This is a genomic window from Streptomyces sp. NPDC087901 (assembly GCF_044742205.1).
In the GTDB taxonomy this organism is placed as follows: Bacteria; Actinomycetota; Actinomycetes; order Streptomycetales; family Streptomycetaceae; genus Streptomyces.
The window spans coordinates 12,781-26,334 of record NZ_JBIUUC010000009.1 but is presented as its reverse complement, the minus strand read 5'-3'; the positions used below and the strand labels follow the sequence as shown (position 1 = coordinate 26,334).

The 13,554-nt window shown below is 71.1% G+C and carries 14 protein-coding genes and 1 riboswitch; of the genes, 11 read left to right on the top strand and 3 right to left on the bottom strand.

Features of this window, described 5'->3' with window-relative positions:
• The first annotated feature begins 198 nt into the window (after window positions 1-198).
• On the top strand, window positions 199-765 hold the full coding sequence (locus ACIOEW_RS25645) for a phage tail protein (protein WP_401966221.1): 567 nt from the start codon (window positions 199-201) through the stop codon (window positions 763-765).
• A 647-nt stretch (window positions 766-1,412) separates the two neighbouring features.
• Window positions 1,413-1,937 (top strand): NADase-type glycan-binding domain-containing protein, encoded by a 525-nt coding sequence (locus ACIOEW_RS25640; RefSeq protein ID WP_362544514.1) that lies wholly within the window; start codon window positions 1,413-1,415, stop codon window positions 1,935-1,937.
• A gap of 137 nt (window positions 1,938-2,074) precedes the next feature.
• Here the strand turns inward: ACIOEW_RS25640 and ACIOEW_RS25635 are convergent, their stop codons facing one another.
• Together ACIOEW_RS25635 and ACIOEW_RS25630 are read right to left on the bottom strand one after the other, a co-directional pair.
• The gene (locus ACIOEW_RS25635; protein ID WP_362544516.1) at window positions 2,075-2,305 is read right to left on the bottom strand and encodes a hypothetical protein; all 231 of its coding nucleotides are present in this window, start codon (window positions 2,303-2,305) and stop codon (window positions 2,075-2,077) included.
• A complete protein-coding gene (locus tag ACIOEW_RS25630) occupies window positions 2,302-3,510 on the bottom strand; it encodes a four-carbon acid sugar kinase family protein (protein ID WP_401966217.1) in 1,209 nt (402 codons plus the stop codon). The genes ACIOEW_RS25635 and ACIOEW_RS25630 overlap by 4 nt, the downstream gene beginning before the upstream one ends.
• Window positions 3,511-3,866: 356 nt before the next feature.
• Here ACIOEW_RS25630 and ACIOEW_RS25625 point away from each other — a divergent pair, with 356 nt between their 5' ends.
• The 4 genes from ACIOEW_RS25625 (at window position 3,867) to ACIOEW_RS25610 (ending at window position 7,782) form a co-directional block, all read left to right on the top strand.
• On the top strand, window positions 3,867-4,319 hold the full coding sequence (locus tag ACIOEW_RS25625; RefSeq protein WP_362544522.1) for an NAD(P)H-dependent oxidoreductase: 453 nt from the start codon (window positions 3,867-3,869) through the stop codon (window positions 4,317-4,319).
• Window positions 4,320-4,521: 202 nt separating this feature from the next.
• Window positions 4,522-5,610: a sugar ABC transporter substrate-binding protein gene (locus ACIOEW_RS25620; RefSeq protein ID WP_401966215.1), complete on the top strand. Its 1,089-nt coding sequence runs from the start codon at window positions 4,522-4,524 to the stop codon at window positions 5,608-5,610.
• Window positions 5,611-5,710: 100 nt separating this feature from the next.
• Window positions 5,711-6,490: an ATP-binding cassette domain-containing protein gene (locus ACIOEW_RS25615; RefSeq protein WP_362544528.1), complete on the top strand. Its 780-nt coding sequence runs from the start codon at window positions 5,711-5,713 to the stop codon at window positions 6,488-6,490.
• Complete coding sequence (locus tag ACIOEW_RS25610; protein ID WP_362544531.1) at window positions 6,487-7,782, top strand: ABC transporter permease subunit; 1,296 nt, start codon at window positions 6,487-6,489, stop codon at window positions 7,780-7,782. The genes ACIOEW_RS25615 and ACIOEW_RS25610 overlap by 4 nt, the downstream gene beginning before the upstream one ends.
• Window positions 7,783-7,837: 55 nt before the next feature.
• Here ACIOEW_RS25610 and ACIOEW_RS25605 read toward each other — a convergent pair whose 3' ends face one another.
• Window positions 7,838-7,963 (bottom strand): hypothetical protein, encoded by a 126-nt coding sequence (locus tag ACIOEW_RS25605; RefSeq protein ID WP_401966212.1) that lies wholly within the window; start codon window positions 7,961-7,963, stop codon window positions 7,838-7,840.
• A 226-nt stretch (window positions 7,964-8,189) separates the two neighbouring features.
• A riboswitch (SAM riboswitch) is annotated at window positions 8,190-8,302 on the top strand.
• A 39-nt stretch (window positions 8,303-8,341) separates the two neighbouring features.
• On the opposite strand from ACIOEW_RS25605, the gene ACIOEW_RS25600 reads away from it, so the two are divergent.
• From ACIOEW_RS25600 to ACIOEW_RS25580, 5 genes are all read left to right on the top strand, one after another.
• Window positions 8,342-8,458, top strand: a complete 117-nt coding sequence (locus tag ACIOEW_RS25600; protein WP_326740437.1) for a putative leader peptide — start codon at window positions 8,342-8,344, stop codon at window positions 8,456-8,458.
• A gap of 73 nt (window positions 8,459-8,531) precedes the next feature.
• Window positions 8,532-9,761, top strand: a complete 1,230-nt coding sequence (locus tag ACIOEW_RS25595; RefSeq protein WP_401966208.1) for an LLM class flavin-dependent oxidoreductase — start codon at window positions 8,532-8,534, stop codon at window positions 9,759-9,761.
• Between the two features lie 18 nt (window positions 9,762-9,779).
• Window positions 9,780-11,183 carry an NtaA/DmoA family FMN-dependent monooxygenase gene (locus ACIOEW_RS25590; RefSeq protein WP_401966206.1) on the top strand — a complete coding sequence of 468 codons (1,404 nt, stop codon included), beginning with the start codon at window positions 9,780-9,782 and terminating at the stop codon, window positions 11,181-11,183.
• A complete protein-coding gene (locus ACIOEW_RS25585; protein ID WP_362544540.1) occupies window positions 11,180-12,283 on the top strand; it encodes an LLM class flavin-dependent oxidoreductase in 1,104 nt (367 codons plus the stop codon). The genes ACIOEW_RS25590 and ACIOEW_RS25585 overlap by 4 nt, the downstream gene beginning before the upstream one ends.
• Before the next feature lie 14 nt (window positions 12,284-12,297).
• Window positions 12,298-13,425, top strand: a complete 1,128-nt coding sequence (locus ACIOEW_RS25580) for an LLM class flavin-dependent oxidoreductase (protein WP_401966204.1) — start codon at window positions 12,298-12,300, stop codon at window positions 13,423-13,425.
• Window positions 13,426-13,554: the final 129 nt, after the last annotated feature.

Below are 13,554 nucleotides of genomic sequence, written 5' to 3'. Positions count from 1 at the left end.
GACCTCTCATTCGGATCACGCGCTCGCGGGCTCCGGCACGCCCCCGCGAGGTCCCGGCTTCGCTCGACCAGGGGGACCCCCTCCGGCGTTGTCGTCGGTCGACAACGCTCCGCAGCGAGTCCCTCCTCCGCCTCGCAACCGCACGCACCGGACCCCGCTCCCTCATCCGGCCTGATCCGAACGAAAGGCCCTGGACCCATGCGCACCGGCGTCACCGGACTCCCGACCCCGCACCCCCTGATCGACCAACTGCCCGCCGTCTACCTGGAGCAGGACTTCCTCCGGCGCTTCCTCGCCGCGCTCGACGACGTGCTCGCCCCTGTGCTGCTCGCCATCGACAACCTGCCCGCCCACCTGGACCCCCGCAGCGCCCCCGAGGACTTCCTGGCCTGGCTGGCCCAGTGGGTCGCGGTGGAGCCGCACGAGGACAGTCCCGTCGAGCGGCGCCGCGAGACGGTACGGGGGGCGGTCGCCGGGCATGCCCGGCGCGGCACGGCGTACGGACTGGCCGACGCGGTGCGGCTGGAGACGGGCGCGGAGCCGGAGATCACCGAGAGCGGCGGAACGGCCTGGTCGACCGTGTCGCAGACCGCGCTGCCGGGCCGGGCACGCCCCTCGGTGACGATCCGGGTCCGGGAACGGGTGGGGCGCACGATCGACCGGGTGCGGCTGGAGGAGCTCATCGGGACCGAGGTCCCGGCTCATGTGGTGTACACGCTGGAGATCCTGCCTCCGGCCGGGGACGTGGGGGGCGGTGCGCAGTGATCTGCGAGACGTGTGGTCACCGGAATGCGCCGGGGCGGGAGTTCTGCGCGTCCTGCGAGGCGTTCCTGGCATGGGAACCGGAAGGGGCGGGCCCGGCCGAAGCGGAGCCGCGGGCGGCCGGTCGGCCGGAGCCCACGGCGGCGGCCCCCGGCCGGGAGCCTGTTCTGCCCATCACTCCGCCCGCGGTTCCGGCGCCCGGCCCCGTACGCATGCCCACCGCATCGCCGTCCGGACCGCCCTCCGGACCGCCCTCTGCACCGCCCTCCGCACCGCCCACCGCACCGGCTTCCCCACCGCGACCGGCGTCGGCTCCACCTCCGCAGCCGGCGGCTCCCCGGCGCCCCGGGGATGCTCCGGACGGGCCCGCCCCCGGGCCCGAGGCATGGCCGCCAGGCCCGGAACCCAGCACCCCCGCCTCGCCGGGACCGGTGGCTGGCGTTCCCGTGGTGTGCCCCAACTGCCGTGCGGAGAACGCGCCGGAACGCACACTCTGTATCCGGTGCGCCCTGCTCCTCGACCCGGGGCCGCCCCCCGGCCTCCGCCCGCCGTGGTGGCGGCGGATCCTTCGCCGGCGGCCCGGGAGGACCCACGCCGCCGGTACGCGGCCACGACGCGGACGGCGCAGACCGAGGTTCGCGCTGCCGGTCGTGCTGCTTCTGCTGGCGGTCGGAATCTGGTTCGCGCTGCCGCACCTGTCCGGCCTGCTCGGCTTCGCCAAGGAGGAGACGGGGGCCCCGGAGGCGGTTCCGCCGTCCTCGTCCCGGAGTTCCAGCGCGGCGTCGGGACATCCGGCGGCTGCGGCCTTCGACGGGTTCAACAACCGGTACTGGGCTCCGCGGGAGAGCGGTGACGGCGTGGGCGAGTACCTGGAATGCTCGTTCACGCAGCCGGTCCGGCTGCTGAAGATGGTGGTGTTCTCCGGGACCTCGGCGCGGAAGGACGAATTTCTCACACAGGCCAGGCCGGCGCGGATCACCGTGGTCCTGACCTCGAAGGACGGTAAGGAGAGCAGCCGGACCATCCGGCTGGCGGATCAGTCGGGCCAGCAGACCTTCGACGTACGGGGATCGGACACGGTCGGTGCCCGGCTCATGGTCGAATCCGCGTACGGCTCCGGCAAGGGCCGCCGGGTGGCGGTCGCGGAGGTCGAGTTCTTCGGCCACCGGTCCTGACGCTCCGGCGTCCGACCGATGGTGAGGTTCCCGGTTCGGGCCCCGTCGGCCGGGCCGGTGCTTCAGCGGGAGACGCTGAGCGCCGGCCGTGTCGACCAACGTCGCCAGTTGGGATGCGAGGGCTCCGGCGTCGGGCCTCAGCGAGCCCTCGAAGGCGGCGGAGCCGATCGTGCGTACGCCGCCCGGCCGACAGCATCGACCGGGCGTGGGACCAGACCGGTGCCGGCGAAGCAGTCCGCACGGGCGAGGACGTGTGCGTCACCGATGACGACGACAGGCACGGTGCGTCCTGGGTCGGCACACGCCTTGAGAACGGTCTCCGGGCCGATGCCGCAGGGGTCGCCCATGGTGAGGGCGATCGGAGTCATGCGTGGTGTCCTCGGCCGGGGGCGGGCCGGCCGACGGGTTGCCGGACCAGATGACACAGCCGCAGGAGCATCCCGTCGTCGCCGAAGCCGCCCGCCTTGATCAGGACGGGGAGGGAGGGCAGGCCGAGCGGGGTTCCGCGGGCGACGCCGGGTTCGGGCTCGTCGAGCAGGTCGATCCCGTCGATGCCGAGGGCCCGGAGCACGGTGGCGGCCGTCTCTCCGCCGGTGACGACGAGTGCGTCGACCAGACGTTCCTCGGTCAGTGTCCGTACTGCTGCGGCCAGGGAACGGGCGAACACGCGCGCGGTGTGCGGTGCGTGACGTTCATCGGGTGTCTGCACCGTGAGGACGGGAGCCGCCAGCGCGCGTATCGCTTGCACCGCCGCGGCCGGATCGTCGCCGATGGTGATCCCCTGGACGTCCGACCGGACGCGGAGCGCGGCCAGCTGCCGCCGGGTCGCCGGGTTGGCGCTGCCGACGACCACAAGCGGTCGGCGGGCCGGCGTGAGCGCGGGGGCAACCGGTCCGTCGCCGCGCGCGCACCGCCGGGCCAGCGCGGCCGCCAGCCCCGGGGAGCCGACCCACAGGACGTCGTCGAGGTGCGGGACCGCTGCGACCAGGCGGTCGAGGTCGCCGTCCGTCGCGGCGGAGCAGACGATCAGAGCGCCACGGCCGATCGGACCGGGCAGTTCGGCTGCCCGGTCCGGCCCGACCGGAACGGCATCCGGGAACAACGTCCTCAGGTCCGAACACCGCACCGGATGAACGGGGTCGCGGGCGAAGTCGCTCTCGTGGACCGGCATGCCCCGCACGTGCTGGACGCCCTCGACCGTCACCCTGCCCTCCGCGGGGAAGGCGGGGGCGATGACGACGGCCCGCCGCCGCGATCCCGCCCACGCGGCCCGGACCTCCGCCGCGACATGTCCGCGCAGGGTCGAGTCCACCGTCTTCAACAGGAGCGCGGAGGCGGCGAACCGGCGGGCGGCCCGGCCCGTACGTGCGGCGGCGGATTCCTGGTCCAGCAGCCGGGTCCCGAGGTCGACCGCGGTCACACCCGTGACGGGCGGGAGCTCCGTCGCGAGGCCGGACAGCAGGATCCGTGCCTCGTGACCGGTCCTGCGGAACGGGGCTGCCCCGTCCCCGGCACTGGTGAGGTCATCCGCCAGGATGCCTATGCCCTGCCGGACGTCCTTGGCGGATGTCATGCCGCACCTCTCCGTCGAACCGTTCATGTGTGAATGAATCAATAGTCGACGACATCAAGAACGCAGGACAAACGATCCCGACGGCACCGGCTACCACCTCCTCAGCCGCCGTCCGCCCGAGCAGGACGAGCGGCTTCGCCGGCTGACGTCCTGGCTGCGGAGCCGTACGGAAGAGCTCGACACCGGTCATGACCGGACACACCTGCGGCAGGACCCCGCCCGGAAGTGAGGCGTGTCCGTCGCCCGCGGCCGCGCGGGGGCGTCAGGAGGGCCCGCGCGGCCGGTGTCGCGGTGACCGAGACGCGTGAGCGCGCCTCGCTTGCGGCCGCGCTGCGGGCGCGGCAGGGTTCCGGGGTGTGGCCACTCTCCTGATCGTGCATCACACGCCCTCGCCCAACTGCCAGGCGCTGTTCGAAGCCGTCGTCTCCGGTGCGACGACCGACGAGATCGAGGGCGTCCGGGTCGAGCGGCGCGCGGCGCTTGCCGCGACGGCCTCCGACGTGCTCGCCGCCGACGGCATTCTGCTCGGAACACCGGCGAACCTCGGCTACATGTCCGGCGCCCTCAAACACTTCTTCGACCAGGTCTACTACCCCTGCCTGGACGCGACGCGTGGCCGTCCCTTCGGGTACTACGTGCACGGCGGGAACGACGTCACCGGGGCCGTGCGGGCCATCGAGTCGATCACGACAGGCCTGGGATGGCGCCGCGCGACCGATGCCGTGACGGTCACGGGAGAACCCGCCAAGGCCGACATCGAGGCGTGCTGGGAGCTTGGGGCGACCCTCGCCGCCGGCCTGGCCGACTGACCCGCCGGGCCTCTACTGCCCGGCGGAGGGCCGGGCTGACCGCCCGGCCCTCCGCCGCCCCCTGGCGGGGCCCGATGGCTCCGCCGCCCTACCCGCTTGCCGGTCCAGAGGTTGCCGCTAATGTCGATATGTAGGCCAAAAGTGTGTTTCGTTTCCGCGCTCTCCCGGTGGAGGGACGGCGCCGTACGAGAAGGAGCCTCCCATGACCAGCACACTGCGGAGCGCGATAGCCCTGGCCGGAGCGGCAGCCCTGTCACTGGGAGCGGTGGCGACCAGCGGTGCGGCGCAGCCGGGAGCAGGCCGCCAGGCCGACGAGGTCAAGATCGGCTTGCTGCTGCCGGAGAGCAAGACCACGCGGTACGAGAAGTTCGACCGGCCGTACATCGAGGACAAGATCAAGGAACTGGCACCCGGCGCCCAGATCGACTACTACAACGCCGCCGAAAGCGCGACCACCCAGCAGCAGCAGGTGAACACCGCCCTCGCCAAGGGCGACCAGGTGCTCATCCTGGACGCCGTGGACGCCAAGTCGATCCAGTCCTCCGTGCAGAAGGCACGGGACGCGGGCGTGAAGGTCGTGGCCTACGACCGGCTCGCACAGGGCCCCGTCGACGCCTACGTCTCGTACGACAACCACAAGGTCGGCGAGCTGCAGGGCAAGGCACTGCTCGCCGCGCTGGGTGACAAGGCCGACAGCGGCGAAATCGTCATGCAGAACGGCTCGCCGACCGACCCGAACGCTGCCGAGTTCAAGGCAGGCGCCCACTCCGTCCTCGACGGCAAGGTGAAGATCGGCAAGGAGTACGACACCCCGAACTGGGACCCGAACAACGCCAACCAGCAGATGGCCGGCGCCATCAGCGCACTCGGCAAGGACAAGATCGTCGGCGTGTACTCGGCGAACGACGGCCTGGCCGCCGGCATCGCCACCGCCCTCAAGGCGGCAGGCATCAACGTGCCCCTGACCGGCCAGGACGCCCAGCTCGACGCGATCCAGCGGATCCTCGCGGGAACGCAGACCATCACCATCGAGAAGCCGTACAAGCCGGAGGCGGACACCGCGGCAGCGATGGCGGTCGACCTCGCCCAGGGCAAGGACATTCCCAAGTCCCTCACGCCGACCACCGTCACCAGTGGCAGCGGCGAGAAGGTCCCGGCCAAGCTGCTGACACCGGTCGTGGTCGACAAGGACAACATCAACGACACCGTCGTCAAGGACGGCCTGTACTCCGTCGAGGAGATCTGTACCCCGGCCTACGCCGACGCCTGTGAGAAGACCGGCCTCCAGTAGCCCTGTGTCGTAGGACTCCGGACGAACGCAACCGCGCGTTCGTCCGGCGGGGGACGAGACCGTCAGCCCGTACGGACGGGCAGCGGAGGAGGCGGTTCCTTTGCCGCAAGAACCTGTGCTCACTCTGCGGGGGATCTCCAAACGCTTCGGCGCCGTCCAGGCGTTGTCGGGCTTCGACCTGGAGGTCCACCCCGGCGAGGTGGTCGCGCTCGTCGGCGACAACGGCGCCGGGAAGTCGACCGCGGTCAAGGCCATCGCGGGAGTCAACCCGCCGGACGAGGGCGTCATCGAATGGCAGGGCCGCAAGGTCGCCATCGGCCGCCCGCACGACGCCCAGAACCTCGGCATCGCGACCGTCTACCAGGACCTGGCCCTGTGCGACAACCTCGACGTGGTCGGCAATCTCTTCCTCGGCCGCGAACTGCGCCGCTTCGGCGTGCTCGACGAGGTCCGCATGGACCAGCGCTCGCGCGAACTGCTCGACACGCTGTCCATCCGCATCCCGAGCGTCCGCATCCCCGTCGCCTCGCTCTCCGGCGGACAGCGCCAGACGGTGGCGATAGCCCGATCGCTGATCGGCGAGCCGAAGGTCGTCATCCTGGACGAGCCCACCGCGGCCCTGGGCGTGGAGCAGACGGCCGAGGTCCTGGACCTGGTCGAGCGGCTCCGCGACCGCGGCCTCGGGACCATCCTGGTCAGCCACAACATGGTGGACGTGATGGCGGTCGCGGACCGGATCGCCGTGATGCGCCTCGGCCGCAACAACGGCTTCTTCGACCGGCGCTCCACCACCACCGAGGAGATCATCTCCGCCATCACCGGGGCCTCCGACAGTGCGGTCACCCGGCGCCAGGCCCGTAAGCGGGAGGAGGAGCGATGACCCGGGACCCCGCACGCGACGACTCCCAGCAACCCGGCCGCGACGACTTTCAGCAACCCGCACACGACGCCATGCCCGCCGTCGACACCCGTCTGCTCGTCCGCGAGGAGGGTATCCGCGGGTACGCCGGGGAGTTCTGGCGCAAGATGCGCAGCGGGGAGCTGGGCTCCCTTCCCGTCGTCATCGCCGTGATCATCATCTGGACGGTGTTCGGCAGTCTGAACAGCACGTTCCTCTCGGCCCAGAACCTCTCCGACCTCAGCCAGCAGATCGTCGGCACCGGCATGATCGCCGTCGGCATCGTCTTCGTGCTGCTCCTCGGCGAGATCGACCTGTCCGTCGGGTCCGTCAGCGGTCTGTGCGCCGCGATCTTCGCCGTACTCAATGTCCTGAACGGGATGAACGAGTGGCTGGCGCTCCTCGTCGCCGTTCTGGGCGGAGCCGCCGTCGGCCTCATCCAGGGCTTCTTCTTCGCGAAGGTCGGCGTGCCCGCGTTCGTCGTCACCCTGGCGGGCAACCTCGCCTGGAACGGGCTGATGCTCCAGGTGCTCGGTTCCAGCGGCACGGTCAACATCCCCGGCGACAGCATCGTCGCCGAGATCTACTCGACGATCTACCACAGCCCGGCCGCCGCCTACGTGACCGCGGCCGTCGGGGTCGGACTCTTCCTGGCCGCCTCCCTCCTGGACGCCGCACGCCGCAGAGCGGCCCGGGTGCCGTCCCGGCCGGTCGCCGAGATCGTGCTGCGTACGATCGTCATCGCAGCCATCGCCTTCGTCACCGCGTACATCCTCAACCGGTACCAGGGCCTCCCGCTGGCTCTCCTGATCTTCCTGATCGTGCTGGTGGTACTGGACTTCGTGCTCCGCCGCACCACGTACGGCCGGAAGGTCTTCGCCGTCGGCGGCAACTCCGAGGGCGCGCGACGGGCCGGTATCAGTGTGCCGTTCGTCCGGATGTCGGTCTTCTCGATCGCCGGCGCCATGGCGGCGATCGGAGGTCTGTTCCTCGCCGGGCAGATCCAGTCCGCGAGCCAGACCTCGGGCGGCGGCAACCTCCTGATGAACGTCATCGCCGCGGCCGTCATCGGCGGCACGAGCCTGTTCGGCGGGCGCGGTTCGGTCTGGTCGGCCCTGCTCGGCGCCCTGGTGATCGGATCCATCCAGTCCGGGATGAACATCATGGGTGTGAGCAACGCCGTCCAGTTCATGATCACGGGATCCGTCCTGCTGGCCGCCGTGGTCGTCGACTCCGTCTCCCGCAGGAGCCAGAAGGCCGCAGGACGCGCGTGATCCGTACGCGGACGGGACGGCCGACAGGTCCACGGACGCGCGGCATCCCCTCCGGTCAGTCCGCGGCGCAGGCAGGGCGCCCGCCGTCCGCCGTGACGTCCTCGGCGTGGAGGTGATCGGCCAGGGCGCCGGAGATCGTAAGGGCGTCGAACCGGCCGGAGTCCGGCGGTCCGATCAGCAACTCCCTTAAGTTCACGCAGCGGCAATGAACCGGTCCGCGCCCGCCCCCTGAGCGCGCCGCGCCCGGTTGTCGCAGGTGACCGCCGGTTCCAGGGCGCCTGTTGGAGGGAGCACAGGGAGCGGCCGCGCTGTTCCGGGCCATGACAGTGCGAGCGTGACCGATGTGAGCACGGCCATGATCTGCAGGGCATTGCGTGGCGCTTCCCGCACGCGTAGCGTTCCGGGCAGGTCACGAGTGTCAGCGTCAAGCCCTGGCTTGCTGACCGGCAACCCTCCTGCGCGGCGGGGTGCTCCAGGTGACGACCAGGCGGGGCCCGTCCGGGTTCCGCAAGCGCGAGGCCCCCGGGCCCGCCCAGCCGGAAGAGCGGAGGCGACGGTCATGCCACCGGTGTCCCGCCCGTTCGTCAGGGTGCTCGCCCCGCGGCGACGCGTCCACCTCTACTCACGGCCGCACATCGACCTCCAGCGCGTGGCCGGCGCGCTCTGTTGTTCCTGACCCGTTCCCGCGACGCCGAACCTCCCGACGAGGCCCGGCGATCACCCACGGTCGATCAGGAAGGCACCCTTTCGTGTCCGCATCGTCATTGCCGCACCCTGCCCTGCCCACCTCGCTCCTCCACCTCGCCGTCGCGCTGAACGGCGCGGGCTGGCACCCGGCCGCATGGCGCGAGCCGGAGGCCCGGCCCGGGGAACTGCTCACCGCCGCGTACTGGACCGACACCGTCCAGGAGGCCGAACGCGGCCTGCTCGACTTCGTGACGATCGAGGACGCGCTCGGGCTCCAGTCCTCGCGCTTCACGGAGCCCGACGGCCGCACCGACCAGGAGCGCGGGCGCCTCGACGCGGTGCTCATCGCCGCCCGCGTGGCACCGTTGACCCGGCACATCGGGCTGGTCCCCACCGTGATCGCCACACACACGGAGCCGTTCCACATCTCCAAGGCGATCGCCACCCTCGACTACGTGAGTACCGGCCGGGCCGGTCTGCGCATCCAGGTGTCGGCCCGGAGTCACGAAGCCGCCCACTTCGGCCGCCGTACGTTCCCGCACTTCCGTGTCGAGGACCTGGACACCCCGCCCGTCCGCGCGCTGATCGCCGAACTCTTCGAGGAGGCCGGCGACTACGTCGAGGCGGTACGCCGCCTGTGGGACAGCTGGGAGGACGGCGCGGAGATCCGGGACGACGCCACAGGCCGATTCATCGACCGCGACAAGCTGCACTACATCGACTTCGAGGGCCGGAACTTCAGCGTCAAGGGCCCCTCGATCACACCCCGGCCCCCGCAGGGGCAGCCGGTCGTCAGCGCCCTGGCGCACCAGAGCGTTCCCTTCCAACTGGTGGCCCGTTCCACGGACATCGGGTACATCACCCCGCACGACACCGGTCAGGCCCGCACCATCATCGAGGAGATCCGCGCCGAACAGGCGGTGGCGGGACGGGCGGCGGAACCCCTGCACATCTTCGGGGACCTCGTGGTGTTCCTCGACGACGACCCCGCGGCCGCGGCGGCCCGCCGCGATCGTCTCGACGACCTCGCCGGGCACCCGTACAGCAGTGACGCGAAGGTGTTCACCGGCACGCCCGCCCAACTGGCGGACCTGCTCCTGGACTGGCAGCAGGCCGGGCTCTCCGGCTTCCGGCTGCGCCCCGCCGTGATCGGCCACGACCTCCCGGCGATCACCCGCGGACTCGTGCCCGAACTGCAGCGCCGTGGTGCCTTCCGGAGCGCCTACGAGGCCGACACCCTGCGCGGGCTGCTCGGACTCTCCCGCCCCGTCAACCGCTACGCCACCGTCTGAGCCGGAAGGACCACCGACATGAGCATCAGCAACGCCGCCGGCGCCAGCACCGGCAAGCCCCTCAAGCAGATTCACCTCGCCGCCCACTTCCCGGGCGTCAACAACACCACCGTGTGGAGCGACCCCGAGGCCGGCAGCCACGTCGAGTTCAGCTCGTTCGCGCACTTCGCCCGCACCGCCGAACGCGCCAAGTTCGACTTCCTCTTCCTCGCCGAGGGGCTCCGGCTTCGCGAACAGGGCGGGAAGATATACGACTTGGATGTCGTGGGGCGCCCCGACACCTTCACCGTGCTGTCCGCTCTGGCCGCCGTCACCGAACATCTCGGTCTCACCGGCACGATCAACTCCACGTTCAACGAGCCCTATGAGGTGGCCCGCCAGTTCGCCAGCCTCGATCACCTCTCGGACGGGCGCGCGGCGTGGAACGTCGTCACCTCCTGGGACGCGTTCACCGGCGAGAACTTCCGCCGCGGCGGATTCCTCCCGCAGGAGGAGCGGTACTCCCGTGCCAAGGAGTTCCTCGCCACGGCCAACGAACTGTTCGACTCGTGGCGCGGTGACGAGATCGTCGCCGATCAGCGGACCGGCACGTTCCTGCGGGACGCCCAGGCCGGAGCTTTCGTACACAAGGGGCAGCACTTCGACATCGAGGGGCATTTCAACGTCCCGCGCAGCCCGCAGGGCCGCCCGGTGATCTTCCAGGCCGGCGACTCCGACGAAGGACGCGAGTTCGCGGCGGAGGGCGCCGACGCGATCTTCAGCCGCTACAGCACCCTCAAGGAGGGCCAGGCGTTCTACACGGACGTCAAGGGCCGCCTCGCCCGCCACGGCCGCACCCACGACCAGCTGCTGATCCTGCCCGCCGCGACCTTCGTCCTCGGTGACACGGACGCCGAGGCACAGGAACTGGCCCGCGAGGTACGCCGACAGCAGGTCAGCGGCGCCACCGCGATCAAGCACCTCGAGTTCGTCTGGAACCGCGACCTTTCCTCGTACGACCCCGAAGGGCCGCTCCCCGACATCGATCCGGACCTCGGCGAGCACACCGTCGCCCGCGGCCGCGCCCAGGTACGCATGTACCGTGACCCGCTGGCCGTCGCCCGGGAGTGGCGGGAGCTCGCGGCCGCGAAGAACTGGTCGATCCGCGACCTGGTCATCGAGACCGGCAACCGCCAGGCCTTCGTCGGCTCGGCGGCCACCGTCGCCGGGACCATCAACGACTTCGTCCAGGCCGACGCCGCCGACGGGTTCATCCTCGTCCCGCACATCACCCCCGGCGGTCTGGACGTCTTCGCCGACACCGTGGTCCCGCTCCTCCAGGAGCGTGGTGTGTTCCGTAAGGAGTACGAGGGCACGACCCTGCGCGACCACCTCGGCCTGGACCGTCCCGACGACGCCGCGGCCGAGCGGGCGGCGTCATGAAGTTCCTGGCCATCACCCTCATCGTCCACGCCCCGGACCCGGTGACCGGCGTCCTCAAGCCGACCACCGAACGCTTCCGTGAGGTGATCGACAACGCGCTGCTGGCCGAGGAGCTCGGCTTCGACGGATTCGGCGTCGGCGAGCGGCACGAGCGGCCGTTCATCTCCTCCTCGCCGCCCGTCGTGCTCAGCCATATCGCCGCGCACACCTCCCGCATCCGGCTGTTCACCGCCGTCACCACCCTCAGCCTGCTCGACCCGGTGCGCGCGTACGAGGACTACGCCACACTCGACCACCTGTCCGGAGGACGCCTCGACCTCATCATCGGCAAGGGAAACGGGACGGCACAGCGCGAGCTGTTCCACGTCGCGCCCGTGGAGCAGTGGGACCGCAACGCCGAGAGCTACGAGCTGTTCCGGCGGCTCTGGCGCCGGGACAAGGTGACAGCCACACCGCGCTTCCGCCCGGAGCTGACCGAGGCGGAGGTGTGGCCGAGACCGTTCCAGCGGCCCGTCCGGGTGTGGCACGGCAGCGCCACGAGCCGGAAGTCGGTCGACCTCGCCGCACGCTACGGCGACCCGCTCTTCTCGGCGAACGTCACCCACGCGATCGAACCGTACGCCGAACTGATCCGCCATTACCGGGAGCGCTGGGAGCACTACGGGCACGACCCGGCACAGGCGGTGGTCGGTGCGGGGACGGCCGGTTTCCACACGGCCCGGACCTCGCAGGAGGCCGTCGCCGCCTACCGGCCGGTGTTCGAGGGGAACCTCGTGTTCCAGAAGAAGCTGGGCGTCGATCCGGTGTTCCCCACCCTGGAGGACTTCGTCGAGCGCAGCTCGGCACTGATCGGCAGCCCCCAGCAGATCATCGAGAAGGTGCACCGCTACCACGAGCAGTTCGGACACACCGTCCTGCACCTGCAAGCGGAGGCCGGCGGCCTCACCGACACCCAGCACCGGGACTCGCTCGAACTCTTCCAGTCCGACGTTGCCCCGGTGCTGCGACGCGACATCCCCGACCCGCCGTTCGCGTGGGCCCCGGTCCTTGTCCGGCCCGCTCCGGCGCCGGCGTCCGCACTCGTTCCGACGAGCCACTGAGGAGGACTCCGGCCATGTCCCGCATCCCACTCGGGGTCCTCGACCTCATACCGATTCCGTCCGGTTCCACGGCCACCGACGCGCTGCGCAACACCATCGACCTGGCCCGCCGGACCGAAGGGTCCGGCTACGCCCGCTACTGGTTCGCCGAGCACCACCTCAACCCCGGCGTGGCCGGCGCCTCACCCGCCGTCGTGCTCGCCCTGACCGCCTCGGCGACCTCGACGATCAGGATCGGCTCCGGGGCCGTGCAACTGGGCCACCGCACCGCCCTGTCCACCGTCGCGGAGTTCGGCCTCATCGACGCCCTCCATCCCGGGCGGCTCGACCTGGGCCTCGGCCGATCGGGCGGACGTCCTCCCGAGCGCAAGAGCGGGCCCGCACCGGCCACGATCCCGGTGGTCGACGGACGCGCCCCGAACGGACTGCGGATCCCCGCCCGGTTCTCATTCGAGCACCTGCTGGGCTCACCCCGGATCGCGCTCCAGCAGCAGCTCCTGCACCAGCCCGGTGCACGGGCGCAGGACTGCGGCGAGCAGATCGACGACATCCTCGCGCTCCTGCGCGGGACGTACCGTTCGGCCGACGGCATCGAGGCGCACGCAGTTCCGGGTGAGGGCGCCGACGTGCAGGTGTGGATCCTGGGCAGCAGCGGCGGACAGAGCGCGGACGTCGCAGGTCGCAACGGTGTGCGCTTCGCCGCGAACTACCACGTCAGTCCGGCGACCGTACTGGAGGCGGCCGAGGGCTACCGCGCCGCGTTCCGGCCCTCCGAGGAGCTGGAGAAGCCGTACGTCAGCGTCTCGGCCGACGTCGTCGTCGCCGAGGACGACGCGGCCGCACGCGAACTGGCCACGGGGTACGGCCCCTGGGTCCGCAGCATCCGGACGGCCGAGGGCGCCATCGAGTTCCCCACCCCGGAACAGGCCCGCGCCCACCCGTGGAACGACGCGGACCGCACACTCGTCGCCGACCGCGTCGACACCCAGTTCGTCGGATCACCCGGACGCGTCGCCGATGACCTCGAACGCCTCCAGGAGGCCACGGGCGCCGACGAGTTGCTGATCACCACCATCACCCATCGCCATACCGACCGGGTGCGCTCCTACGAACTGCTTGCCGAGGAGTGGCAGCGCCGATGAGGTGAGGGAGCGCGGCGACGGGCCGGGGGAGGGAAGCCGAAGGGCAAGCGTCCCTGATCAGCCAACGTTGATCACCTTGTGCCCGGCCGCCGCGCAGACAGGGCGAACGTTGCCCGATGCGGCACCAAG

What these genes read in the sequence shown, in the direction of transcription:
- ACIOEW_RS25645 (WP_401966221.1), top strand. Translation starts at nt 199, where the DNA reads ATGCGCACCGGCGTCACCGGACTCCCGACCCCGCACCCCCTGATCGAC.
- ACIOEW_RS25635 (WP_362544516.1), bottom strand. Translation starts at nt 2,305, where the DNA reads ATGACTCCGATCGCCCTCACCATGGGCGACCCCTGCGGCATCGGCCCG.
- ACIOEW_RS25630 (WP_401966217.1), bottom strand. Translation starts at nt 3,510, where the DNA reads ATGACATCCGCCAAGGACGTCCGGCAGGGCATAGGCATCCTGGCGGAT.
- ACIOEW_RS25620 (WP_401966215.1), top strand. Translation starts at nt 4,522, where the DNA reads ATGACCAGCACACTGCGGAGCGCGATAGCCCTGGCCGGAGCGGCAGCC.
- ACIOEW_RS25610 (WP_362544531.1), top strand. Translation starts at nt 6,487, where the DNA reads ATGACCCGGGACCCCGCACGCGACGACTCCCAGCAACCCGGCCGCGAC.
- ACIOEW_RS25600 (WP_326740437.1), top strand. Translation starts at nt 8,342, where the DNA reads ATGCCACCGGTGTCCCGCCCGTTCGTCAGGGTGCTCGCCCCGCGGCGA.
- ACIOEW_RS25590 (WP_401966206.1), top strand. Translation starts at nt 9,780, where the DNA reads ATGAGCATCAGCAACGCCGCCGGCGCCAGCACCGGCAAGCCCCTCAAG.
- ACIOEW_RS25585 (WP_362544540.1), top strand. Translation starts at nt 11,180, where the DNA reads ATGAAGTTCCTGGCCATCACCCTCATCGTCCACGCCCCGGACCCGGTG.
- ACIOEW_RS25580 (WP_401966204.1), top strand. Translation starts at nt 12,298, where the DNA reads ATGTCCCGCATCCCACTCGGGGTCCTCGACCTCATACCGATTCCGTCC.